The 25,819-nt window shown below is 46.8% G+C and carries 19 protein-coding genes; 5 read left to right on the top strand and 14 right to left on the bottom strand.

The window, feature by feature from the left end; translation table 11 throughout:
- The first annotated feature begins 44 nt into the window (after positions 1 to 44).
- Positions 45 to 1,484 (top strand): cardiolipin synthase, encoded by a 1,440-nt coding sequence (gene cls / locus AAE250_RS10450; protein ID WP_294595879.1) that lies wholly within the window; start codon positions 45 to 47, stop codon positions 1,482 to 1,484.
- On the opposite strand, the gene AAE250_RS10445 is transcribed toward cls, so the two are convergent.
- Genes AAE250_RS10445 through AAE250_RS10435 form a run of 3 tightly spaced genes read right to left on the bottom strand, consistent with a single transcriptional unit; the run spans position 1,481 to position 3,537 of the window.
- Entirely contained in the window at positions 1,481 to 2,059 is a 579-nt protein-coding gene (locus AAE250_RS10445; RefSeq protein ID WP_294595881.1) for an RsmD family RNA methyltransferase, read from the bottom strand. The genes cls and AAE250_RS10445 overlap by 4 nt on opposite strands.
- Positions 2,050 to 2,829 (bottom strand): DUF3822 family protein, encoded by a 780-nt coding sequence (locus AAE250_RS10440; RefSeq protein WP_294595883.1) that lies wholly within the window; start codon positions 2,827 to 2,829, stop codon positions 2,050 to 2,052. Before AAE250_RS10440 ends, AAE250_RS10445 begins: the two co-directional genes overlap by 10 nt.
- Positions 2,830 to 2,850: 21 nt before the next feature.
- On the bottom strand, positions 2,851 to 3,537 hold the full coding sequence (locus AAE250_RS10435; protein WP_294595885.1) for a hypothetical protein: 687 nt from the start codon (positions 3,535 to 3,537) through the stop codon (positions 2,851 to 2,853).
- Between the two features lie 95 nt (positions 3,538 to 3,632).
- Here AAE250_RS10435 and AAE250_RS10430 point away from each other — a divergent pair, with 95 nt between their 5' ends.
- Together AAE250_RS10430 and AAE250_RS10425 are read left to right on the top strand one after the other, a co-directional pair.
- Positions 3,633 to 5,051 (top strand): ATP-dependent DNA helicase, encoded by a 1,419-nt coding sequence (locus AAE250_RS10430; RefSeq protein WP_294595886.1) that lies wholly within the window; start codon positions 3,633 to 3,635, stop codon positions 5,049 to 5,051.
- A gap of 111 nt (positions 5,052 to 5,162) precedes the next feature.
- A complete protein-coding gene (locus AAE250_RS10425; RefSeq protein ID WP_294595888.1) occupies positions 5,163 to 5,984 on the top strand; it encodes a hypothetical protein in 822 nt (273 codons plus the stop codon).
- 460 nt (positions 5,985 to 6,444) lie between these two features.
- Here AAE250_RS10425 and AAE250_RS10420 read toward each other — a convergent pair whose 3' ends face one another.
- The 4 genes from AAE250_RS10420 to alaS all read right to left on the bottom strand — a co-directional run bounded on the left by AAE250_RS10420 (position 6,445) and on the right by alaS (position 13,358).
- The gene (locus tag AAE250_RS10420; protein ID WP_294595890.1) at positions 6,445 to 7,752 is read right to left on the bottom strand and encodes an ATP-binding protein; all 1,308 of its coding nucleotides are present in this window, start codon (positions 7,750 to 7,752) and stop codon (positions 6,445 to 6,447) included.
- A 139-nt stretch (positions 7,753 to 7,891) separates the two neighbouring features.
- Entirely contained in the window at positions 7,892 to 8,833 is a 942-nt protein-coding gene (locus tag AAE250_RS10415; RefSeq protein ID WP_294595892.1) for a hypothetical protein, read from the bottom strand.
- A gap of 9 nt (positions 8,834 to 8,842) precedes the next feature.
- Positions 8,843 to 10,282 (bottom strand): MBOAT family O-acyltransferase, encoded by a 1,440-nt coding sequence (locus AAE250_RS10410; RefSeq protein ID WP_294595894.1) that lies wholly within the window; start codon positions 10,280 to 10,282, stop codon positions 8,843 to 8,845.
- Between the two features lie 457 nt (positions 10,283 to 10,739).
- A complete protein-coding gene (gene alaS, locus AAE250_RS10405) occupies positions 10,740 to 13,358 on the bottom strand; it encodes an alanine--tRNA ligase (protein WP_294595896.1) in 2,619 nt (872 codons plus the stop codon).
- A gap of 103 nt (positions 13,359 to 13,461) precedes the next feature.
- On the opposite strand from alaS, the gene AAE250_RS10400 reads away from it, so the two are divergent.
- Positions 13,462 to 14,430 (top strand): M23 family metallopeptidase, encoded by a 969-nt coding sequence (locus AAE250_RS10400; RefSeq protein WP_294595898.1) that lies wholly within the window; start codon positions 13,462 to 13,464, stop codon positions 14,428 to 14,430.
- 35 nt (positions 14,431 to 14,465) lie between these two features.
- On the top strand, positions 14,466 to 14,861 hold the full coding sequence (locus AAE250_RS10395) for a MerR family transcriptional regulator (protein ID WP_294595900.1): 396 nt from the start codon (positions 14,466 to 14,468) through the stop codon (positions 14,859 to 14,861).
- A gap of 83 nt (positions 14,862 to 14,944) precedes the next feature.
- On the opposite strand, the gene AAE250_RS10390 is transcribed toward AAE250_RS10395, so the two are convergent.
- The 7 genes from AAE250_RS10390 to AAE250_RS10360 are packed head-to-tail and all read right to left on the bottom strand — an operon-like array spanning position 14,945 to position 25,817.
- Positions 14,945 to 15,670 carry a hypothetical protein gene (locus AAE250_RS10390; protein ID WP_294595902.1) on the bottom strand — a complete coding sequence of 242 codons (726 nt, stop codon included), beginning with the start codon at positions 15,668 to 15,670 and terminating at the stop codon, positions 14,945 to 14,947.
- A 28-nt stretch (positions 15,671 to 15,698) separates the two neighbouring features.
- Positions 15,699 to 16,268, bottom strand: a complete 570-nt coding sequence (locus AAE250_RS10385; RefSeq protein WP_294595903.1) for a hypothetical protein — start codon at positions 16,266 to 16,268, stop codon at positions 15,699 to 15,701.
- A gap of 57 nt (positions 16,269 to 16,325) precedes the next feature.
- The gene (locus tag AAE250_RS10380; protein ID WP_294595905.1) at positions 16,326 to 17,621 is read right to left on the bottom strand and encodes a phenylacetate--CoA ligase family protein; all 1,296 of its coding nucleotides are present in this window, start codon (positions 17,619 to 17,621) and stop codon (positions 16,326 to 16,328) included.
- A 2-nt stretch (positions 17,622 to 17,623) separates the two neighbouring features.
- Positions 17,624 to 19,291: a C45 family autoproteolytic acyltransferase/hydolase gene (locus tag AAE250_RS10375; protein WP_294595907.1), complete on the bottom strand. Its 1,668-nt coding sequence runs from the start codon at positions 19,289 to 19,291 to the stop codon at positions 17,624 to 17,626.
- On the bottom strand, positions 19,284 to 20,774 hold the full coding sequence (locus AAE250_RS10370; protein ID WP_294595909.1) for a phytoene desaturase family protein: 1,491 nt from the start codon (positions 20,772 to 20,774) through the stop codon (positions 19,284 to 19,286). Before AAE250_RS10370 ends, AAE250_RS10375 begins: the two co-directional genes overlap by 8 nt.
- Positions 20,767 to 24,630: a trifunctional MMPL family transporter/lysophospholipid acyltransferase/class I SAM-dependent methyltransferase gene (locus tag AAE250_RS10365; RefSeq protein WP_294595911.1), complete on the bottom strand. Its 3,864-nt coding sequence runs from the start codon at positions 24,628 to 24,630 to the stop codon at positions 20,767 to 20,769. Before AAE250_RS10365 ends, AAE250_RS10370 begins: the two co-directional genes overlap by 8 nt.
- Complete coding sequence (locus tag AAE250_RS10360) at positions 24,627 to 25,817, bottom strand: DUF2062 domain-containing protein (protein WP_294595913.1); 1,191 nt, start codon at positions 25,815 to 25,817, stop codon at positions 24,627 to 24,629. The genes AAE250_RS10365 and AAE250_RS10360 overlap by 4 nt, the downstream gene beginning before the upstream one ends.
- Positions 25,818 to 25,819: the final 2 nt, after the last annotated feature.

Here is a 25,819-nt window from a genome sequence, read left to right as displayed (position 1 = left end):
CAGTGTTTTTCTTACATTTGTTTCACACTTAATTGTTTGTGAACATGTTCGATTGGAATCTCTTTGCCAGCCAGATTGCTTCGGTAGCATTCGACATCATCTATTTCGGTGCTATCATCGGTACGATTATCGTTGTCATCCTCGACAACCGTAATCCGGTGAAGACTATGGCGTGGATACTGGTATTGATGTTCCTTCCTGTAGTGGGGCTTATCTTTTATTTCTTCTTCGGGCGTAGCCAGCGCCGTGTGCGTATCATCGGAAGGAAGAGTTACAGCCGCCTGCTCAGGAAGCCGATGGCTGAGTATCTGGCACAAGACTCCTGTGCGCTCCCTATGAACTACAGTCGCCTGATCTCCCTGTTCCGCAACACCAATCAGGCCTTTCCTTTCGACGGCAACCGGGTGGAAACCTATACCTCCGGCCTTTCCATGTTGCAATCCCTGCTGCGCGAATTGCAGAAAGCCACCCGCCACATTCATCTGGAATTCTATATCTTCGAAGACGATGCCACCGGACGTATGGTGCGCGATGTCCTTATGGAAAAGGCGCGTGCAGGCGTCGAGGTACGCGTCATCTACGACGACGTAGGTTGTTGGCACGTCCCCAACCGCTTCTTCGAAGAAATGCGGGCATCGGGCATTGAGGTGCGCAGCTTCCTCAAAGTACGCTTCCCGCTTTTCACCAGTAAAGTGAACTATCGTAATCACCGGAAGATTGTTGTCATCGACGGCCGCATAGGTTTCGTGGGTGGCATGAACCTGGCAGAACGCTATATGCGCGGCTTCTCGTGGGGCATCTGGCGCGATACGCACCTTCTGCTCGAAGGCAAAGCCGTTCATGGCTTGCAAACTGCTTTCCTGCTCGACTGGTACTTCGTAGACCGCACGCTGATTACTTCCGCCCGTTACTTCCCGAAGATAGAAAACTGTGGCACTTCTTTGGCACAGATTGTAACAAGCGAACCTATCGGTCCCTGGAAAGACATCATGCAGGGACTTGTCATGGCCATCTCCGCTGCGCGGAAATACTTCTACATTCAGACTCCTTATTTCCTTCCTACCGAAGGTGTACTGATAGCCATGCAGACTGCCGCCTTGGCGGGTGTCGACGTGCGCCTGATGCTCCCCATGCGTGCAGACAACCGCTTGACGCACCTGGGTTCCTGCTCTTATCTGGCAGATGTACTTTATTCGGGTGTCAAGGTATACTTTTATAAGAAAGGCTTTCTGCACTCCAAGCTGATGGTGTCGGACGACGAACTCTCCACGGTAGGTTCCACCAATGTAGACTTCCGCAGCTTTGAGCATAATTTTGAAGTAAATGCGTTTATCTACGACATGGATACCGCCCTCGAAATGCGCGAAATCTTCTTGCAGGATCAGCGGGAGTGCACGCAAGTATTCCTGAAAAACTGGGTAAAGCGTCCCTGGTATCGTAAAGCTGCCGAGAGCATTGTGAGATTGATGGCGCCGCTTCTTTAATCAGTAGTATCTATATCTTCTGTTTCTGAAGAACCGGAACTCAATCTAAAGAACGAGAAGTTCACGCTGCCGTATGCCCTTCTTTCTACAAAGTGCGGATGTTCTTCAAAGCCGTTCTTCTTTCCATGTTCCAGCACGAACAGTCCGTCTGCTTTCAGCAGGTTGTTTTCGAAGATAAGGTCGGGCAAGGTTTCCAGTCCGGTCAGTTCATAGGGGGGATCGGCAAAGATGAAGTCGAACTGTTCCTTTCCGCTCTTGATGTATTTGAATACATCGCCGCGGATGGGCAGGCATTTATCAGTCTTCACCTCTTGCATAATTTTGCAGATAAAGGCGTAGTGGTCGCGGTCTTTCTCTACGCTGACCACTTGGTCGCATCCTCTGGATACGAGTTCGATACTGATGCTGCCCGTGCCTGCAAAGAGGTCGAGGGCGCGTACACCGTCTTCAAAGTCGATGTGGTTGGAGAGCACATTGAACAGATTCTCCTTGGCAAAGTCCGTAGTGGGGCGTGCCTTGAAGGAGTGGGGCACGTCGAACCGTCTTCTTTTGTATATTCCGCTGATTACTCGCATGAGATTATGGCTTGTAGGTCAAGATTAGTGGCGGGGTTCATGATGAACACCTGCCGGATGAATTTTCGCAGTTCGGGCAGTAGCTGTTCTTTGTCGTGCAGGCTGCCGGTGAGGTGCAGTTCGTCACGCTCTTGCTCAAAGCCGAGTTGCTTCCATATATATAATAGGTAATAGATGCGGTCGGCTGTTTCCTTGCATTCGAAAGAGTTGGCAAGGAGCAGATGTCCGCGTTCGTAGCCGTACACGTCTACGGCATTTTTCCGCAGGTTTACATACATCTTACGGCTGTTGCCCAGGCGACTCTTTGCTGCAAAGAACTCGATGAAGGGGCTGGCCTGGGAGTAGAATTTTGCATCGGGATACTGTTCGCGCAGGAAGATGCAGGCACTCTTGTCCATGCCGAACAATACAACGGAATTATTCTTATGCAGAATGTTGTACTGAACAAGTTCGTTCTCCCGCTTCGGGTGATTGTGATAGAATACGATTTCCGCTTGTTCGTCTTCAAAGAATTCCAGCGGGATGAACGTAAAGCGCTTGTCCGCCATCAGCACATTGACACGGCGGTAAGGACGGCTCAGCCATTCCACTTCGCGGAAGGTTTGTTTCAGGTTGGCGGTGAGGGAGAGCGACTCATCCACTTCACGGTCAAAGAAAGAAAGCTCGCCGTCGCCCAAGGGGTTGAATACAGAAAAAGAAAATCCATCCGTACTGAGACGGATGGATAATGTATACTGTTCCGATTTATTAAAATCAGTTGTTTCTATCATACGTATTGTGTCGGGGTGAGATTATTCCCAGTTACCGGCGTTGTTGTTAGCTGTTTCCAAGCTACCGATCATCAGACCGCTATATTTACCCAGCTTCGTCTGTAAGTCTTTCAGGTTAGCAATTTCTTGCTTGTCCAGACCATTCAGGTAAACATCGTACGGAGTCTTCACTTCGAGCAGACAGAAAGGAGCACCGGACTTGGCAGTATCGTTACGTGTTGCCATTTCGAATTGTGCACCGTTTCCAAAAGGAACATATCTCATAGAGTCAGCATTGAAACCTTTGGGGAAGATCGTATCCAATACGGCTGCCCACAAAGTGTCACGCTTGAAGTTTTCCAAACCCCACTTCTTAACTTCATCATACTTGCCTGTTTTCTTGGCTTTCTCGATGATGGCGATAGCTTTCTTTTCAGTCAGACCATCTTCCAGCTGCTTGTCGTTCAATTCACCTTGTTTGTAGATGAACGGAAGCTTCTGGTTCTTTACGAAGTCAATCAGCGTATCGAAGCTGGCGGTGTACTGCTGACCATGCAGAGTACGGTACTCCAACTGTGCTTTACGGATGTCCATCAAACGTGCAATGACTGCTGCGTCTCTGTGCTTCTTCGCTTTTTCAAAGTTTATAGGACCCATAATGCTGGTATAGCAGATATAAACTAAAACCAGAGCACATAAGCCTAAAACGATATTAAATACTGTTTTCATGATAAATATGTTTTTTAGTTGTTATATTCGCACCGCAAAAATAAAAGAAATTAATTTAAAAACGATAGTTCCCTTTACTTTTTTCTGTTACAAAAATGATAAATAACTATTTAGAAAGGCAAATTAAGGAAAATTTTCCTTACCAACCAACTCTTGAGCAAGAAATTGCAGTAAAATCTTTATCAGAGTTCCTTGTGTCGCCCCATAACGAGGCGGTTTTTCTGCTGCGTGGTTATGCCGGAACAGGTAAAACTTCGCTGGTGGGTGCTTTGGTGCGGACGTTGGATAAGTTGCAACAGAAGTCGGTACTGCTGGCTCCCACCGGGAGGGCGGCGAAGGTATTTTCTGCTTACGCGGAGCATCCGGCGTTTACAATTCATAAAAAAATCTATAGACAGCAATCATTCTCTAATGAGGTGAGCAATTTTTCGGTGAACGATAATTTGACAACTCATACCTTATATATAGTAGACGAGGCGTCGATGATTTCCAATGAGGGACTGTCCGGTTCCATGTTTGGTACGGGGCGTTTGCTGGACGACCTGGTGCAGTTTGTCTATTCCGGCCAGGGATGCCGGTTACTGTTGATGGGAGATACGGCGCAGCTACCGCCGGTAGGGGAGGAACAGAGTCCCGCCCTCTTTGCCGAGGCATTGAAAGGTTACGGGCTGGAGGTGAAGGAAGTGGACTTGACGCAGGTAGTACGCCAGGAGCAGCAGTCGGGCATCTTGTGGAATGCCACCCGGTTGCGGCAACTGATAGCGGAAGACGACTGTTTCAGCCTGCCGAAGATTAAAGTATCGGGCTTTGCCGACATCAAAGTGCTGCCCGGCGATGAACTGATAGATACGTTGAGCTCCTGCTATGACAACGACGGGATGGACGAAACCATCGTGATATGCCGTTCCAACAAGCGGGCGAACATCTATAATAATGGTATCCGTGCGCAGATACTCTGGCGGGAAGATGAGTTGAACACGGGCGACTTGTTGATGGTGGCGAAAAATAACTACTTCTGGACGGAGAAGCAGAAGGAGATGGACTTCATTGCCAACGGTGAGACGGCCGTAGTACGCCGCATGCGCCGCACGCGCGAATTGTACGGTTTCCGCTTTGCCGATGTAACCCTGGTTTTTCCCGATTACAATGATTTCGAGTTGGAAGTGAATCTGCTTCTGGATACACTCCATACCGATGCGCCTGCCCTGCCAAGAGCGGAGAACGACCGTCTCTTCTACGCCGTTCTCGAAGACTATGCAGACATTCCCGTGAAGCGCGACCGCATGAAGAAGATGAAAGCCGATCCTTATTACAATGCCCTGCAAGTGAAGTATGCCTATGCCGTGACTTGCCACAAGGCGCAGGGCGGGCAGTGGAAGAATGTTTTTCTCGACCAGGGCTATATGACGGACGAATACTTGACACCCGACTATTTCCGTTGGCTCTATACTGCTTTCACCCGTGCCACGGGAACGCTCTATTTGGTGAATTATCCGAAAGAGCAGGTCATCTGAATCGTTCGCAGCGCTCCGAACTCTTAATGATTTGAAATAAAGTAGGGTAGCCGATGCAGTATTTTGTTTTTTTCTGTATTTTTGTATTGTAGAACAACTAAATTCGAGACAATGAAATACATCTATTCTATATTGGTATGGGCGTTGCTCTTATGCGTCGGCACCAGCTGCGAAGATGATTATCGCGATATGGCTCTCTTTGAGGGAGTGGAACCCATCTATCAGATAGGCACCTGCAACAATCTGACTTCTTCCGTGTCACTCTATCTTACGAATCCCGAAGGTATTGTACTTGGCATAGACGGCGGCACAGGCGACTATGTGCTGGAGAATTCTGACAATGCCGTGGCTACGGTAGATTTCACCGAAAGCGTAAACGGATATCAGCGCATCAAGGTGCTTCCTAAGATGGAAGGACAAGCACTGGTAACGGTGAAGGATGGGAGTGGTTTGTCTACGATGCTGCAAGTAATTGTGAAGAAGCATGTCAGCCATATTCTCCGTAAGGTGACAGAGGGGTTTGTAATGGCCGACGGTAATATTCCGGATGATGAATGGCGGGATATTCAAAAAGAGTTGGAGAATAACTTCACTGTGAAATTGAATGGCTATTATGAATTCATAGCAACAAATGCTGCAGAAGGAGTATGGAGTACTGCCGGTAAGTTGTTGGTCTATCCTACCGGAACCGAAACCAAACCTATTGAAGGAACTTTTGAACCGGTTGTTTATGAGGGAGAGAGCTCATACTCAATTCGTCTTTGCTATAATGGTGAAGAACATATCTTTACTCCGAAGAATCCGATAGAAACTGTGACAAGAGAAACCGGACCGGTATCGTTTACGATGTGGGAAGAGGTTACCCCGCTTATCCCTGCCGAGGCGCTTCCGCAAGGATGCAGAGTATTTCATGGCGAACGGTGGGCAGAATAGGATTGCTTTGGACAATTCTTAGGATTCTTGTCAAGAGCAGATTTATAAAGATTTAACGGACGGGAGGCTTAGGCTTCCCGTTTCTGTTTTCATACCCTATCTTTTGCCACATCGAAACGGATGGTCTGTTTGCTCCGAACGTATCGTCTGTTTGCCCTCAACGCATGGTCTGTTTCCCTGGAACAGATGATGTAAACTCCAGAGCTTAACATCTTGAATGCCACACTTCAGCACCCCAAATGCCAGCCATTTCACCTGCTGAGGTGTGGCATTTGCCTTACTGACATGTGGCATTCGGAACGATAACATGTGGCATTGCAAACGGGAGGTAGGGAGAGGTAACAAAAAACGGAGAAGCACTGCCTCTCCGTTTATCCTAATTTAAAATTGAAGTATCTATAAACTGACTTTACAAAGATACAACATCCGAAAGGCGATGTCAAGCTTTTCGGCAATTATCTTACATGTCTTCCAAAGAAAAACCTTTGTACTCTACTTGATAGTCTGCATGCTTTTTGATTATCTCTACGGCTTTGTTTTCCAGAATATGCAGATTGATGCGTTCTTTATTTCGTTTTACTTCTCCTATGAGCAATCGTTTTTCAAAGTCGTTTACGGCAATGATATCAATCTCGTTTTCTCCTTTTCGGTCCCAGTAGCTTTGTATGTCCGAATAAGATTTTGATTCGGCAAGCTTCTGACGGAAATATTTCTCCAGTATATATCCACTGTAAGTTTCATAATCCCGTTCCACAATCTGATATATGTAATCCAAGTTACCTATTTCTACCGCACTGCGGTATTTATAGATGAAGCGGAACCAGAATTGAAGGAAGTTATCTACAATTCTGTATTTATTGTTTCGGCTTCCTTCCTTTGCCATGAAGGGACGTACGCGCCGGATAATATTGTATTCATTTTCCAGTTTGTCCAAGTAGCCTCCAATGGGCATGTTCAGTGTACTCTCGATGTCTCCTCGTGCAGTTTTCGACGATGCTATCAGTGCAAGGATGGAGAAATAGTTACTATAGTCTTTGCCAAACTCTTCTATCAGTACATCCTTGCCTTCTTCCAGAAAGTAAGAGCCCGGTGACAATATGGTTTTCAGCATTTTCTCCTTTGTAAAAGCTTTGCGGATTACTAATTGTTCGATGTATTTGGCAACTCCTCCCGTCAGCAGATAGAAAGTGAGCAAGTCCTCGGGGTTGTAGTCCGGCTGATTGTCGGCGAGTATTTCTTTCAGCGTGCTGATTTCAAAGGGGTGGATGTGCATGCGGGCAGTTGCCCTGCCATAGAGTGGCTCTTTGGAGTTCTCGAAGATTTGCTTCATCATGGAGTAGATGGAACCGCAAATCACCAGATTCATCCGGCTTTTCTCCTTGTTGGCGTCCCATATATTCTGCATGTCGCTGAATAGAGATGGATTGATGTTTTTGAATTCTTGGAACTCGTCAATGATCAGTGTGAAATTCTTCCGTTCAGAGAGTTGCATCAGTACTTTGAACAATTGGGAGAAACTGGCGAAATGCCCGAAGACTTCTCCGAGTTTGTTTTCCATTTCTTCCACGAACTCCTCACATAGCAGTATTTCATTTTTGCGGCCGATGAAAAAGTAAAGTACAGGAGTTGTGGTGAAAGCGTTTCTCAACAATGTTGTTTTGCCTACACGTCTACGTCCCACCATCATTGTCATCTGCGCTGATTCTGCAGATGCTGCCTCTATTTCTCGCAAGGTTTCCAGTTCTTGCGTTCTGTCATAGAATCTCATAGTTTCTTCTTTTATTGCTTAATTATCGCAACCGTCGTTACTGTAACAGTGGTTGCGATAACTGCAAATCTCGTGATTGTTTTGGAGAAAAGCAAGAATAAGGATGACTTTTCATGATAAATGTGTTGTTTGAATGAACTTACCGATGCTGCATGACTTCTTCCCTGAGAATAGAGGAAAACTTCCGTGCTCCCACGTCCGTCAGGTGACTGGAGTTACAAAAGTCATCCTCCTCGAAACGAGGGTCAGACATATAGTTGTAATATTCCATGGCGGGGTACACACGTTTCATGCTGTCCACACAGGCCTGCATCTCTTTCATGCCGCGCGGTGTGGTCAACTCCACGAAGCTCCGGTAACAGGGGAAGGTGATAACTATCAGGCGCACGTCCGCTTCTTTGCACACTTGTGCTATCTGCTTCATGTATGAAAGAGTATGGGCGAAAGCTTTTGTGGCGTTGGGATGATTGTACTCCATCTCCTTGGGCAGCTTATCTTCTCGCCACGTGGGACTTTTCTCCGCTACCGTTATAGGCTCGAAGCCGGTGGAATCGCAATGGTGTGTTGCTTCAAAATCTCTGATGAATAACCGTTTCCCGTAGTCGAGACGCGAATTGATAAGTTCGGACCAATAGCGGTAGCGAAATTCATCCTCGTAGCTAATGTCCATATATTTGGCGAACATACAGCGGTAAGAGGCGGACAAATCCGGTTCTTTACTTTTGCGAGGCAGCGGATATTTGTAGCTACTGTACTGGAAGTTGTAGCCAAGCGGCCAAATAACACATTCTAAATTTTTCAATTTGGGAACGTACCGTTTGCTAATTATGGCATCGTAGTACGTGTTTCTACCTTGTGTTGCCATGTTGAATACGCTGTCGCCCAAATAGTGGGGTATGATGCCGTCGCCTGCGTGTGAATGTCCCAAGACCAATGTTTTTATTTTTTCGCCTTGTTGTTCCACGTAATTCTTCTTGTAGGAATATTCGTTGGAGATTGTCAGTAGGTATAGCTCCAATCCTATGCAGATGCAAAAAAAGCAAAGGAGGAGCAGGGTTGCTTTCAGAATAAATTGTTTCATTGTCGTTTTTTAGAATTGGAAGTAAATAAAATCAGTTTGCGAACCGGAGAAAAGAAGGATGCCCACGCTGAGTAGCAGGTATAGACACCAGCGGACGAGGCGGTAACGGGAGATGTGCTCTATCCCTTGCAAGGCGTGCTGTTTGTCTCGCTGTAACCATTCAATTACAACAAGGAACATTATATAAAGTGCGGCTTTCTTTCCGTATAGAATCGAAACATGGAGCAAAGACGGCGAACACATTAGCCCGAGATAATCCCATGCTTGACCGATACTTTCTGCCCGGAAGATAATCCAGCCGATGACAGCGAGGAGGAACGTCAGCAGCATTTGTCCGGCTTCTTTTATAGTAGGAAGTAAACGCCCTGCGGCAACTAGGTTCGTGTTCTTGCGGTTCTTGCCCAGTAGCATCAACGGAAAGAAAAGCAATGCATGATAAGCGCCCCAAACGATGAATGTCCAGTTGGCTCCGTGCCAGAAACCGCTGACGAGGAAGATAATCATCGTGTTGCGCATCACTTTCCAACGGGCGCAGCGGCTGCCGCCCAAGGGAATGTAGATGTAATCGCGAAACCACGTGGTGAGCGAGATGTGCCAGCGGCGCCAGAACTCTGCGATGTCCCGTGAGAAATAGGGGAAGTTGAAGTTGCGCATCAGGTTGATGCCGAAAAGGCGTGCTGTACCGATAGCAATGTCCGAGTAGCCCGAAAAGTCACCGTAGATTTGGAAAGTGAAGAATATGCCGCCCATTAGTAGCGTGAATCCGTCATGGTAGGGATAACCATCCCAAATAATGTTGACCGCTGCGGCGCAGTTGTCCGCTACCACCATCTTTTTGAAGAAGCCCCATAGTATCTGTCGGCATCCGTCCACCGCCTGCGCGTAGTCGAATGTGCGTGGCTTGTAGAACTGGGGCAGCAGGTTGGTGGAGCGTTCTATCGGTCCTGCTACTAACTGCGGGAAGAAACTGATGTAGGCAAAGAATGCTACAAGATTGTGGCAGGCAGGAAGTTTCTTCCGGTAGACATCAATGCTGTAACTCAATGCTTGGAAGGTGTAGAAACTGATGCCCACGGGCAGTAGGATGTCCAGTGTCACCCAGTCTGTCTGTACGCCTACTCCGCGGAACAGTGTCGCAAGGTTTTCCGCAAAGAAGTTATAGTACTTGAAGAGGGCGAGGATGGAGAGATTCAGCACGATGTTGGCTGCGCTGATCCATTTCTGCCTGCAACGGTTTCCTTCGCTGCGCTCTATCAGTACTCCGCTTGCATAACTGAACAGCGTGGTGAGTGCAATGAGTATTAGAAAACGCATGTCCCACCAGCCGTAGAAGACATAACTGGCAGCAACCACAAATAGATTTTGCCATTGCAGGCGTTTGAATACGAGCCAATAGAGCAGGAATACTATCGGCAGAAAGAGTAGGAACTCAATAGAATTGAATAACATGACTTTGACATGTGTGTTCCGACAAGTCTTCGGTTGGAACGGTTAATGGTTACGTTATAATATAACGAAAGCGTGAGACTTGTCCTACTCATCGCCATAAGGTGTCTGGAAAAACCTGCGAAAGATGAGTGAAGAAACAATATTCCCACGCTGTAGTATAACGAACAAGACACCCACATGAGAAACGGTGCTTGCACATTGATACAAACAGAATGAGCGTTACTATTGTCTCTATCCCTTTCGCTTTGAAATTTTCCAGACTTCAATGGCGAGATAAAGCAGAAAACGCTTTCTTGTGTGCCGGCGGATTTCTCCCCGTCGGCACGGCAAAGGTACGCTTTCTTTTTGACAAAGTAACGCTCTGTAAGAATATTATTTCTTCGGAGATATTAAAAAGACTCCGCTTCCAGCTTTTCAGCCGAGAGCGGAGCCTTCTCGATTATTAGTGGTATGTGTGTTATAGCCCTGCCAGTTCCAACACCCTATCAATAGCTGCATTCAGTCCGTCCGCATTCTTGCCACCGGCAGTTGCGAAGTGAGGCTGACCGCCACCACCGCCTTGTATCAGCTTTGCAGCTTCTTTCACCAGGTTGCCGGCCTTCAGTCCGCCTGCCACGAGGTTGTCGCTCAGCATAACGGTCAACATAGGTTTGCCTTCGCATTCGGTTCCGGCTACAAAGAACAAGTTTTCTGTTACTTGTCCGCGCAGCTGGAAAGCGATATTCTTCACCGTTTCGGCAGGCAACGGAGCACAGAACTTGATGACCTTCACACCGTGTCTTTCCTGGATGCTGTTCAGTAACTTATCCTTTATTTGTGCTTCCTTCTCCTTCATGAAGTCTTCCACTTGCTTCTTCAGTCCGGCATTCTCTTCGATGTACTTGCGGATAGTTCCGGCGAGGTCGGGAGCATTGTTGAAGAGAGCCTTCAGGTCGCGCAGCGTATCTTGTACGGAATCCATCATTTCTTCCACGCGTGCTCCTGTATAAGCCTCGATACGACGTACACCGGCAGCCACGGAACTTTCGGAGGTAATCTTCATCATTCCGATGTTTCCGGTAGCGGCTACGTGCGTACCACCGCAGAACTCAACGGAAGAACCGAATTGGATGACGCGCACATGGTCGCCGTACTTCTCGCCGAAGAGAGCGATAGCTCCCAGTTCTTTGGCATCTTCAATAGGGATATTGCGGTATTCTTTCAAAGGAATGTTGGCACGGATCTTGGCATTTACCAGATGTTCCACTTGGCGGATCTCTTCGTCCGTCACTTTCTGGAAGTGTGAGAAGTCGAAGCGCAGGGAGTCCGGAGTAACCAAAGAACCTTTCTGCTCTACGTGCTCGCCCAATACTTCGCGCAGCGCAGCATCCAGCAAGTGGGTAGCGGAGTGGTTGGCAGCACAAGCGGCACGCTTGTCGGTGTCTACGCAAGCCATCATCGGAGCTTCCAGATGTTCGGGCAGCTTCTTGGTGATGTGGATGGGCAGGTTGTTTTCCTTCTTTGTATCGACTACTTCGATGGTTTCGAATTCATTTACCAACACACCGGTATCACCTACCTGACCACCACTTTCGGCATAGAACGGAGTTTTGTCCAGTACAATCTGATACAAAGTCTGGTTTTTCTGCTTTATCTGACGGTAGCGCAGGATGGATGTTTCGTATTCGGTGTAGTCATAACCCACAAATTCGGTAGTACCTTCTTTCAGCGTAATCCAGTCACCGGTTTCGATGGCGGCGGCGTTGCGGGCACGCTGTTTCTGCTGTTGCATTTCGGCGTCGAACTCTTTGATGTCGGCAGTCATGCCGTTTTCGCGGAGAATCAGTTCCGTCAGGTCGAGCGGGAAACCGAAAGTATCGTATAAGGTGAAGGCATCTTTTCCGCTGATTTCAGTCTTGCCGGCTGCTTTGGCATCTGCCATGGTCTTATCCAGCAGGCGGATACCTGTTTCCAAGGTACGGAGGAAAGAGTCTTCTTCTTCTTTGATAACTTTTGCTATCAGGTCTTTCTGTGCATTCAGTTCGGGATATGCACCGCCCATGTTCTCTATCAGTACGGGGAGGAGCTTGTACATAAACGCCTGCTTCTGTCCGAGGAACGTATAACCGTAGCGAACTGCACGGCGGAGAATACGGCGGATAACGTAACCGGCCTTTGCATTGCTGGGCAACTGTCCGTCTGTGATGGAGAAGGCAATGGTGCGGATATGGTCGGCGATGACGCGCATGGCGATATCCTGCTGCTGGTTGTTGCCGTAAGCAGTGCCCGCCATGGCAGCGATGGCTTTCAGCATGGGCTGGAATACGTCCGTATCATAATTGGATGTCTTGCCTTGCAGGGTGCGCACCAAGCGCTCAAAGCCCATACCGGTGTCGATGACCTTGGCAGGAAGTCCTTCGAGGCTGCCATCGGCTTTGCGGTTGAACTGCATGAACACAAGGTTCCAAATCTCAATAACTTGCGGATGGTCTTTGTTTACCAGCAGGTGGCCCGGCGTCTGCGCCTTTTCTTCTTCCGAACGTGAGTCCACGTGTATCTCGGAGCAAGGACCGCAAGGACCCGTATCGCCCATTTCCCAGAAGTTATCGTGCTTGTTACCGTTGAGGATGTGATCCTTCGGCAAGAATTTCTCCCAGTAGGAAGCAGCTTCGTTATCGCGTTCCAGTCCTTCTTCGAGGCTACCCTCGAATACGGTGGCGTAGAGGTTCTCCGGGTTCAGTTTCAGTACGTCTACCAGGTATTCCCAAGCCCATTCGATGGCTTCTTTCTTGAAGTAATCGCCGAACGACCAGTTGCCCAGCATCTCGAACATGGTGTGGTGGTAGGTATCGTGGCCTACTTCTTCCAGGTCGTTGTGCTTTCCGCTTACGCGAAGGCATTTCTGTGAGTCCGCTACTCTTTTGTATTTCGCCGGGTGGTTACCCAAAATAATATCTTTAAACTGGTTCATACCCGCGTTGGTGAACATCAGCGTGGGGTCATCCTTAATCACCATCGGAGCCGAAGGTACAATCTGGTGGCCTTTGCTCTCGAAGAAACTCTTGAACGAGTCTCTGATTTCATTTGCAGTCAACATACTCTATATATCTATCCTTGAGGTTAATATTCTTGAAAAAACTGCGCAAAGATAGCGTGTTTTTATTACTTTTGCGGCATTGACAAGCGAAATATTTCCTAAGATGCGCAAAGTTTACTACATTTATAATCCGCAGACGCAGACGTACGACCGTATTTATCCTACTGTAAGACAGCGGGCGCTGAGTATTCTCCGCCGTTTGTTCATCGGTATGGGACTGGGTGCAGGCAGTTTCATTGTGTTGCTGCTTATCTTCGGTTCACCGTCGGAGAAAGAGTTGCGGAAAGAAAACAGCAAATTGAAGGCACAGTACAATGTGCTTTCCCGCCGGATGGACGAGGCGATGGGCGTGTTGCAGGATGTACAGCAACGTGACGATAACCTGTATCGGGTGATTTTCATGGCAGACCCGGTACCGTCGGCTATCCGTCAGGCAGGATATGGCGGAACCAACCGTTATGAACATCTGATGGATATGGCGAACTCCGACCTGGTAATCAACACTACCCAGAAAATGGATATGCTTAGCAAGCAACTCTATATACAGTCTCGTTCTTTCGACGACGTGGTGGAGATGTGTAAGAGTCACGATGAAATGCTGCGTTGTATTCCTGCCATTCAGCCGGTTTCGAATAAAGACCTCCGTAAAACTGCATCCGGTTACGGTACGCGTATCGATCCTATTTATGGTACTACCAAATTTCATGCCGGTATGGACTTTTCTGCACCGCTCGGTACGGATGTTTATGCCACGGGAGACGGTAAGGTGGTGCAGATGGGATGGCAGACGGGTTATGGCAATAGAATTGTCGTAGACCACGGCTTTGGTTATCAGACTGTATATGCCCATTTACGCGATTTTCGTACGAAGTTGGGCAAGAAGGTGGTTCGCGGCGAGGTTATCGGCGGAGTAGGAAGTACCGGCAAGAGTACGGGGCCCCACTTGCACTACGAAGTACATGTGAAGGGGCAGATTGTGAATCCCGTCAACTACTACTTCATGGATCTGAGTGCCGAAGACTATGACCGTATGATACAGATTGCGGCTAATCACGGTAAGGTGCTCGATTAGTTGATAATGGATAGTTGATAATTGATAGTTGAGAGATGCTGAATACTGATAAGAATTTAAAATTATATTATTCCATTAGTGAGGTTGCCGCCATGTTTGGTGTCAACGAATCGTTGCTACGTTTTTGGGAGAAGGAGTTTCCGCAACTCAATCCTAAAAAGGGCGGACGGGGCATACGTCAGTATCGTAAAGAAGACGTTGAAACAGTGAAACTGATTTATCATCTGGTGAAGGAGCGGGGGATGACATTGCCCGGTGCTCGTCAGCGCCTGAAGGATAATAAGGAAGCAACAATGCGGAACTTCGAAATCGTAGACCGGTTGAAGGCTATCCGTGAGGAACTGGTGGGCATGAAGCTGGCGCTCGATGCATTTACTTATGAGGATGTGGAAAAGCTGAAAGAAGACATTCAGAATATGGATAGAGAGTGAACGGAATTGTTGGATTTATAGATAAAATAAAATGGATTGGTTGCTCAGCAACCAATCCATTTCTATTATATAGAAAGATTCTTCTAAAACTCAAAACCTAATTTAATTCCGATGCTATTTGCAGATTCAGTGCTTTCGTAATAGTAGATACCGTAGCTGTAATCAGTATCAGCTTCTTGATATGCATATTCCAATTTAAGATTCAATGCCATCTTCTTTGCAAGAGCAAAGCGTACACCAAAACCTACTGTCACAAATGCTGTTTCAGCGTCTCCAAATGCATAACCACTTTTGAGATCAGCAAACGGCGTAATCTTTCTGTTCATGAAGTTGGCTCTGAAACTTGCAAATACAGGAACAGAAACTAAATCTGCATCTGTATAGAAGTTGAGACCTGCACCACCGCCGACAAACAGATAGTTATTGAACTGATAGCCATGCGTTGTCAATATCTCAAGTCGGTTGGTACCGCAGTCGCTAATATCAAAGGCATAACCGGTTTCAACAAAACCTTTGTAACCTCTTAATCTTGGTTGTCCAAATCTGTCATAGCCAGACACTGAACCGGATCTGGATCTTGACCTCGAAGTTGTAACTTCCTTCGTTATTTTCTCGACCTCTTCCATTGCATAGGCAAAGATACTTCCGTCGGAAGTTTGAATCTTCAGTGAACTGTTGGGAACTTGCTCGATAATGATGCCACGGATAATACTTCCATTCTTCAAGTAAACAACTTCTGTGTAGTTTTGTGCCATACAGTGTAAGCTGAAGCCTGCTAATAAGGCTAACAGTAATAGTAATTTTCTCATTGTCGTTTGTTTTAAGTATAAATTCTATTTAAAGACTGTTGACTACTTTATGAATGGAACCTGCCCAATAATTGCGAAGTCCGAAACCTCTTGCTCTGCCACCCGTGGCCCAGTCTTTTACGATTTCTTTGGTTTGGGTATTGAAGAATACAACCTGATAGGAGCCGTAGGCTTTAGCCTTGTTCAGTAATTTGGCTATGATAACCAGGCCGATACCCGGTTCTTGTTGTATAGGCAGTGCGTCGACTACTTGCTTGATCTCTTCTTCGCTGAGCGTATACTCCTGATTGGTTGTCATCAACTCGTCCGGGTTAATTTCTCCGTTGACTTTATCGACTGCTGTAAGCGAAATCTGGTTGACTTTCTTTTTCAGCCTTTTACCTACATCATACTTCTTTGCTTCAGTGATAAATAACTGGTTGATTTTGTCGAATGCTATCTTGAGCTCCTGGGGAGACTCTGCCGCACCAAAAACTTTGGCTGCCGAGTAATCTACGCCGTAAAAGTTGATGCCTGAAACGTCTTTCAGGAAGTCTTTGTTTTGTCCGAAGCAAACAATGCTTGTCAGCAAGAATAGAAATGTAACTAACTTTTTCATACAATTAATAGTTTTAAGTCCGTACTCAGTTTATTATTTGTCAAAATTAGACATTAGTTACCGTAAATCAAAAAATTTAATGCTTTTTCTGCTCATAGGCGGCATTTGTATCTGTGCGATATACTCTGCCGGTTCGAACCGGATAGTAGGGGCCACCCGTATTTTAGAGCGGAACATATCTTTAATCTCTTTGGCAAAGCTCTCGCTGTTTTCATCGCTGCCGATGCGGATCAGTATTTCGTCCGTGCCCAATTTATTGGTATATACTTCAACAACATAGTTCTTAACTTTCGGCATATCGTCCAAAATGTCGAATAAAGCAGGCGGGTAGAGGGTTGTTCCCTTGTATTTTATCATTTGCCCTTTTCGTCCCAGGACCGAACTTAACCGGATGGTGTTTCTGCCGCAGGCACAAGGTTCTGTGTAATGATAGCAAATGTCTCCGGTTTTGAAGCGGAGCAAAGGCATGCCTTTTACACCTAAGGTGGTGATCGTTACTTCACCCGGTTCACCTTCTTTCACCGGCAGATTCTTGTCGTCCAGAAACTCTACGATGATAAGTTCGGGTTGCAGGTGTCCGCCGTGGAATTCGGAACATTCGGTGAAGGAAGACTGCATTTCGGTAGAGGCATAGGTGGAGTAGAGCTGGAGTGAAGGCCACTTCTCGCTGATGCGCTGCCCAAGTGTGTTTAGTGTGAAATCCGGATTGCGCAAGGCTTCGCCGATGCAGACGCATTTCTTCATCGAACAGTTGTTATGCTCGATGTGGTTCTTCTCGGCAAATTCTATCAGTTTGATAAGGAACGAAGGAACTACCATGCCGCAGGTGGGATGAATGCGGTGGATAGTGTCCCATTGCAATTCCGGTATTCCGTTGCCCACGCGGGCTACTCCCATGCCGAGTTCCCTGGCTCCCAGATAGTAGGCAAGACCTGCCATGAAGCGTCGGTCGATGGTAGTCATCAGTTGCAATATGTCATGACGGCTGCATCCGGCCGTGTTGAAAGATAAGTATTCGTTATAGGCCAGGCGGTCGAGGTCTTCGGAAGTCAGCACGAAGGTTACCGGGTCGCCCAGGGTACCGGAAGTGGTTACGTAATCAATGATTTCATCTTTGTCTACGCAAATGAAGTCATTATTATGGAGTTGCAGGTCTGTTTTGGTGGTAACCGGAATTTGTTGCAGGTCTTCTATCTTCTTAATGCGAGTGATGTCTATGGAATGTTCTTTGAACATTTGCTGATAGAATTGAGAGTGTGCCTGCAAGTAGGCCAGAGTCTCGGCAAGTCTGGTTTCCTGGTATGACTTGATTTCTTCCTGAGAACGGAATTGTATATCCGGATTCTTTTCCATGATTATTGTTTTTTATTGATTTTCTGTTGAATACGTGTCTTCTCGGCTTGCTTGGGGATGGGCATTGTCAATGCTTTCTGCCAGTATGCAGTGGCGGTTGCCGTTTGCCCTGTGGCGGCATAGTAATCTCCCAGCACTTCGTAGACGTAGTAGAAAGAAGGGTTGGAGGCCTCATAAAGAGCGAGGGTATCTGATTCGATGACCTCTTTATGCTTCGTTTTCTCCCGGATCAGTTTGCCGAGTTGCTTGTACTGTATGAATTGCTTGAAGTCTTTCTGCCTGATGAAGGAATCTTCGGGAATGGTCAATTCCCGGGTGGCAATTTCATGCTGAAAATCTACAGTATCGCTGAATATCTTGTTGAGGTCGTATGCCATATATTTTCCGCATTGCCAGGGAGAAGTCGAGACATACATCAGACGCTTCTCCGGCTGGAAGATGACCGAGTGGTGGGCAATGAGTTGATTGATTGCCATTTCATTCCCCATACCTAAGTCGGCATTATTCAGCCCTTTTTGATTGCGGAGTATGGAGGCGGCTTTCAGAGGGTTGATGGGGTTGTTCTTTTCGAGCAACTCTTGCAATCGGGCAAAGCGGTAAGGGCTGTCGGAAGTGGCAATGTTCTCCATGTTGCGTTCATCATCCTTGAAGGCATCCGATTGATAATGATTCGTGCAGATAATCCGGTTGCCGCTACCCGTGAAGAGTGCTGTCTTTTCCGGTGACTTTTCAATGATGGCGGCTTTGCTGTCTCGTGCAGAACCTATCAGGATAGATTCGGAAACAAATGTTTTCCGTTTCAGGGCAATGGCATAAGCTTCGTCGATGGTCGATGCATATTGCAGTATTTCTCTGGTCAGGATAGAAATAGGTGTGGCGGATGCTGTCGGCATGGTTGACTTTGCCGCATTGATAGTGACTGTCAGTCCGGTCTCGTTCATGCCCGAGAGTACACCAATCATACCCGGCCAGCCCACAGAGGCAAATTTATAACCTTGTTCCGGCTGGTAAAATGACACTAACTTGTTGTGTGCAAACTTATCGCCCATATAGAAGTCGAAGTTGCGTCCGATGATGAGTGAAGAATCGGCACTGCCCGCCCCCCAGGTAGCGAAGGAACTGCAGCCTACCAGCATATAATCCTGCATGGCGTGTCCCAGATCGTGTGCCGAATGGTAGTTCAACTGGCGCTCGTACGGAGTACCTATAAAATCGTATTCATGGGTACAGGAGAGGGAGATGCCATAAATCTCGTCTCTGAATTCTTCCGTGACATTCTTTCCTAGATTGCGGTTGAAAAGTACGATGAAGAAACGCAGAAACTTGAGATAACTGTCCGAAGGGACAATCTCACGTATCTGGTCAACGAAAACCTTTTCCTGATAGTACAGCAAGTCGGAAGAGAGTCTGCCTATAGCTTCGCCGCGCTGAAATGCATTGCCGCTTACTTTCAACTCCCATAAACCGCTATTGCTGTGGCGCAGGTAGTTACCTTCGTACTGTCGCAGACTGTCTGTCCGCACTACTTCCCCGGCAGGTTGTGGAGTGTAATCGGGAGTCAGCATATCAGCCGAGAAATAGAGTATGGTTACGAACAGGACAATGGCTGCGAGCAGCACCCCTATGCCATACGCCGTATACTTGATTGCTTTCTTTATCGTTTTATGCATTGCCTATTTTTTTAGCTAAATATTCGCGCCCCAGAAATTCACTGCAAGTGATTATGGATGTCAGGGTCACCCCTAAAGCACCGTGTACATTCATATTCTGTCCGGTAAGAAACAGATTATTCAGTTTAGTCCGCGTAGAGATAAAACCTATCTGCGGACGTTTATAGTCTTTGATAATCCCGTAAGCAGAACCGTTGTGAGTACCCGTAAAGTCTCTATAACTAAGCGGGGTAGTGGTGTACATTGCTTCAATGTTATCGCCGAAGTCAATCCCGTGCTTTTTGATAAACTCCAATAGTTGGGATGCTTTCTGCTTTTTGAACATCCGGTATTCTTCCCCCCTTTGTTCGGGACGTGTGTTCAGCCAAGCCGAAAGTTCATCTATATACATAGGAGTCAGGATGGAAATAACGTTTGCATAGTTACTGCTACGCGAAGAGGCTTGCGTGGAAATCATGCAGTTGGTTGTCTGCCCCATATAGGCTTTTTTATCATACCATACGTCACTGTCTCCATGAAGGTAGAGATTCCGGTTTATATACGGATAACTGTCCGGTTTCATGACCAAGTAGAGAGTGAAGATGCCATAAGTGTTCTCCAACGAATTGATGCGAGAGATATAGGCATTCTTGATGCAGCGGTTTTTGTCCAATAGTGCTAAAGTCCGTTGGGGATGTACGTTAGAGATAACGTAATCGCCTTCTATCTGCTCCGTACCGTTTACCTCTACTCCTTGTACCCGGCCGTTATCAACGATAATTCGGGTTACTTCGCTGTTATTCAGTACGGTGCCACCATTAGCACGAATGGTATTAATCATTTCGGTAGCTACTTGCATACTTCCATCGATAAAACGGTAGGCACCTTGTATGTAGGAGTTGTTGATCATGGCATGCTCGTAAAAGTTGGAATGATTCCTCAGCCCGCCATATAGAAGTGCCGAGCCGGCTAATGCCGACTGCAAATCAGGATCAGGAGTAATCTGAGCTATCATTTCTGCCGCCGAGGTATTGAAAAACTTCATTCCTTCGTTGGAGATGATGCCCTTTTTCAAGTTATCCACACTAATCAGGTTGCCTACCTCTTTCAGTATCTCTGCATATTGGTGCAGGTTTTCTGTTTCGTGTGGAAATGCTTCGCTAAGGGTGTTGGTAAAGCGCTCATAGCCCATGGCATAGTCGTATATGCGGCCTTTATGGTAAATCCGGTCGAAAGCATTTTCGTCCAGTTTGCGGAGTTTCAGCTTGTCTATGATTCCCAAATACCGGAAAAACTGGTGCATGACCTGTCCTTCATTCATACTACCTATGTAATGGATGCCGGTATCGAGCAAACGGCCTTTGCGCTGATAGGTCTGGAAGCATCCACCGAACAGTTCGTTCTTTTCGAGTACACATACATTGTATCCTTCTTTGCTGAGAATGGTTCCGCATTCAAGCCCACCCAGGCCGCTTCCGATGATAATGACGTCGTACTTACTCATGGCAACCTTTCTTTTTGAGTATATAGATGGTATTGGATGTATATCTATCGTTCCGGATGCTTCTTACCTCCATATTGCATTCCCGGGCTATGGCCCGGATTTGTGTTTCGGAGGTAAAGCTCAGTTCCTCTGTAGTACGGTTGAAGCCAATGACACGGGTCGAAAGCAATTCAGTGAAACGGGTCAGGCGATGTTTGTGGGTGTCGGCTGCATTTCCGTCGCGTACAATAATCATTCCTCCGGGATGTAGCAGGGAAGCGCATTTCACCAGTAAGTCATGCTGGCGTTGATAGCTCATATAATGCAACATATCGTTCAGAATAAATACATCGCTTGCCGGAAGTTCATACGCCAATGCGTCCGCACATTCAAAGCGAAGGTTTTCCCCACGCAGCCATCCGTGTTGTGCAATGGCTATTTTATCTTCATCGTAGTCTATTCCTACAATTTGTCTTTCCTTTGAAATCATGGACAGCATGTAGCACAAAGGTCCCAGTCCGCAACCAATGTCCGTAATCTGTCCTTTCATCGGAATCAGTTGGTTGAATAATTGGTAGTTATGCTCCATCTTCACCTTAATACGGATGTACCATTCGATAACAGGCCCTTTATAGATATAGTTCAGTATCAAAGCTTCGCGGAATGTCGGATTGTCGGGCGTATTCTTTTCCCGGCAGATATGGGCATATTCCTCTTTCATATAGGCCGATATGCGCTTGGTCCGTTCCTGGTAAGTAGTTCCGAACGAGCGGTCATTATAAGGAATACGGGGCAGTATCTTGGAGAAGATGATACCTTTGCGAACGTAGAAGGGCTGGGCTTTGGCTATGATTTCCCCGTTTCCATACAGAAGGATGGGGATAATGTCCAGTTGGAGGGCTTCTGCCAGATAGAAAGCTCCTTTATGGAACCGCTTCATCTTACCGTCGTAGGTACGGGTACCTTCGGGGAAGATGGCAATGGAATATCCCTCTTTCACTTTTTCCCTCATCCGCTCCACGCAGAGTTCATATCCCTCGTCTATATGGAAGAACCCTGCGTAGCGGATGATTCCTCCGAATACTGGAGAATTCCATACCCAATGGTTCGTCATCATGATGATTTTCGGAGAAAAAGACAACAACTCCAGAATATCAATAAAAGACTGGTGATTGGCTATGATGATGGCCGGTTTTCTGAATCTTTCGCCGGAGAGGTTGATATGTTCCTTGCGCACGAATGTTGCCACAGTAAGTATCCCTTTGCAGGTAATGCTGATAATTCGGCAGATGAATTGCTGTTTGCGGGTGCGTCGCACCGGAACAAGGTATAATAAGAATATGAGTATTCTCAGGAGGACACACCCGATAAGGAAAAGCATAAAAAGAATAATGGTGCGGAGCAAGCCTATCAGAGTATATGGTGGGAGTCCTTTAGAAGCAGGTTTAGCGATGAAGAATTGGAAGATAATAGGCTGTATGGTATAGGCCACCAATACAACTGCTGCCATCCCGACTATGGAAATCAATGAGATGGATTGCAGGGCAGGGTGTTTGGCAAATACCAGGGTACCCATGCCTACAACGGCGGTAAATGCAGAAAAGAAAATAGCCGTCTTGTGCGAATTGAGAATGGCTTTCCCGGTGCGGTATTTACTTTGAAGCCCGTCCATGATGAAGATGCTGAAGTCATCTCCTATACCGAAGATAAATGTGGAAAGAATAATATTGATGATATTGAATTCAATGCCCAAAACTCCCATCAATCCTAAGATTATCGTCCAGCTGATGAGCATGGGCAGGAAACTGATAAGTGTCAGTTCTATGCGTCCGTACGAAATCAGCAATGCCAGGAATATGAGGAACGATGAAATATAAAGTATCAGGTAAAAGTCATTGTTGATGGCAGAAACCCATTGGTTGGTAAAGTATCTCCGGTCGAAAACGACAATATCCGTATCAGTCTTGAACTGTCGGTATACTTCTTCTTTATGCTCGTCACTGATGCGCACTTGGGTGATGAGCATGGTGATGGAGTCGGCACTTGTCTGCCATTCATTCAGTAAGGTTGAAGATATGCTATTCGTATCGTCCTGATAGTCGTAAAGTTGGAAAGGATGTTCCAGCCATTGATAGAATGCGTCGAAACTGCCTTCCCGGAAGTGATAGGCGTGGGCAGCTCCTTCTATGTATTTACGCAAAGATTCTAACCTTCCCGGTTCTTCCCAATAACGGTTCCAGCGTTCCAGCCTCTTTTGCTGTTCTTCCGGCGAAATGAGGAATTGTTCGGCCGACGCATACGCTTTGATAAGTCCTTTCTCCTTGAAAGCGGATAGTTGGCGGTTGGTACTTGCATAGTGTTTAAGGGCTTCGGGCATATCTTTGCCTACACTGACAAAGAGTACGGTCTTCCCCTGAGCGTTGAAGAGCTGTTCCAACTGGGTTTCCGCCTGTTTCAGATGCTGGGGCTCGTAGTTGAGGCTCATCATATCTTCATTGAATCCTACTTTCTGCGAAGTAAAGATACTGATAAGAGTGATAACAACAATACCTCCTGCCAGCCATTTGTTTTTCTCGTAAGGATAGGCATTCAGTTTCTCGATGAAACGCAGCACGGTACCCTGTTTTACATCGGCCTGTCCTTTCAGGAAGTGCGGAAGGTAGATGAGGCAAAACAGGGTGGTGCCTATCAATGCTAAGGAGGCAAATAATCCGAAATCCCGAAGAAGTTCGGAAGTTGTGAAAGTAAGTCCGAAGAAAGCACCGATCGTTGTAAAACTGCCTACGGTGAGCGGATAAGTAATTTCTTTGATTAACTGCTGGACGGTGGAAACATGGTTCTGATGTGCCAGCATGTGTATGGAGTAACTTAGGGCAATACCCAAAATAGCCGATCCGGCACCTACGGCAATAGCCGATATATATCCTTGGAAAAAGTAAATGAGGCACAAAGCAAACAAGCCGCCGAAAAGAACCGGGGTAATGATGAGGGGGATTGACTTCTTGTGCTTGAAAACAAGTGAAATGAAGACAATGATAATCAGCAGTGCGATGCCCGAAGTGAGTATTGTGTCTTTCTTTATCTGCCGCGCATTATACACTCCTACGGAAGGACCTCCAAAGTAAGATGCCTTGATTGCAGGGTATTCTTTCCCGATATTTTGCAGTTCGTCTTCAATGATCTGAATCAGCTTGTCATTTTCACCCGTGCTTCCGGTGCCGAATACCGGGGTTACAAACATCAACAGGGTGTTTCCGTCTTTCGAAAAGACATGTCCGTTGTTTATTTCGTAGTTGGTTTCCAGTTGGAAGTCCTGCAAATGTTTCAGTGCATTGCTTCCAAGCCCCAGCGGGTCTCGTTGTATGTAGCTTCGCAGTGCTATGCCGGCGGGCGAAAGCAGGTTGGTATAGTTTTTCCGCATGGTGGCTTCCACGCTTTCCTGCGTTAGCAGGGAATCGAAGCGCTGGTAATCCTTTTCCGTGAGAAACAGCGGAAGGTTATCGTATACGAAATCGCTTGCCCGGGTAATTGTATTCTCGTCTACCTCCGAGAAGATATCTTTGATTAAGTCTTTAGTGGCTTTTTCCAGAATATTCTGCTTCAACCGGTCGCCTGCCTCTATCATAGATTCCGGAGTCGCGGCAGAATCGGCAGGAGAAATCAGGATAATGATCTTATCCTTTATCTTCAGATTGTCGAAAACCTTGGTGATGTTTCGGTTATCTTTTGTATCGGGAAAGAAGCGTGTTACATTTTCCTCGAACCGTACCTGCCAGGCGAAGTAGCCCATAGTGAGGACGCAAACACAGAGTGACAGATAGAAAAGGACTTTGTGTCTTTCGAAATAATCATATAGTCTGATAAAGAATTGAGTCATGCTGTCTTTGGTCTTCGGTATGCAGTGAGCAGGCTGATGGTAATAATACCTGCCAGCACACAACAAACGGTTGCAAAGATAACACTTCCTATTAAATATTGCTCTAAAACCGATTTTACATTTTCAAATGATATGTCGGTAAGATGAAGTTCAACCGGTCTGTCCAGCACTTTGCAGCCGGTCAGGTAGCTGGCGTATAGTAAAAACGGTATCATAGGCGGAATGCTGATATTGGCAGCTACAACAGCTATAACCTTATTGAGCCTCAGGACATGGGCTAAAAACAAGGTAGCAATCATCTGATAGCCCCATATAGGAATTATCCCCATAAAGATGCCCAGCATAATTGCAAGGGTGATTTTCCGGTTCGATTCATCGGAGTGCGTGATGTAGCTGTGGATGAACTTCCGGCAATTGCTCCAAGTCAGCTTACGGAAGAAGTTACGCGGGACGATATAAAGGAAAGTTATGAATACCAATATCGTATTCAGTATGCTGATTCGTGTGAAATCCCGGAAAGGACGGAAATGGGAAATGCGTTCTTCCTGGGGTGGATAGTACACATGTATGGGAATGTTGCGGACGGTGGTTCCTCCCCATGCGGCGAAAACGAGTGCTTCGAGCTCGAATTCATACTTGGCGGTATAGTACCATTTCTGTACATTGATTTTATGGAGCGGATAGAGGCGGTAGCCCGATTGGGTGTCCTGCAACTTTATGCCGGTTTCCAACTTGAACCAAAAATTGGAGAATTTGTTGGCAAAGGTATTCTTGCCGGGCATATTGTCCGATGTCAGGTTGCGGGCACCTACCAGCAGGGCATCCGGTTCTTTCTCTATGGCTTCGATAAATGCGGGAATGTCCGAGGCAAAGTGTTGCCCGTCCGAATCAATGGTGATGGCATACCGGTATCCGGCGGCTTTGGCATGACTCAGTCCGTTCTTCAGGGCTGTACCCTTCCCTTTGTTTGCAGGATGGGTAATGACATGCAGGTTCGGATAGTTTCTGAGCAGGGCAGGGGTATTGTCGGTAGAGCCGTCATTGACAACGATGACATCTGTTATATAGGTGAGTACGTTCTCAATCACATCCGCCAGCGTCTTCTCATTATTATATGTCGGTATGATGACTACAATGCCAAGTTGCCTGGCTTTCTCATGCCATCGTTCCACACAACGTTCCTCCATAC

The organism is Bacteroides sp. GD17, from assembly GCF_038448625.1.
Taxonomy (GTDB): Bacteria; Bacteroidota; Bacteroidia; order Bacteroidales; family Bacteroidaceae; genus Bacteroides.
This window is presented reverse-complemented; position numbering and strand designations above follow the sequence as displayed.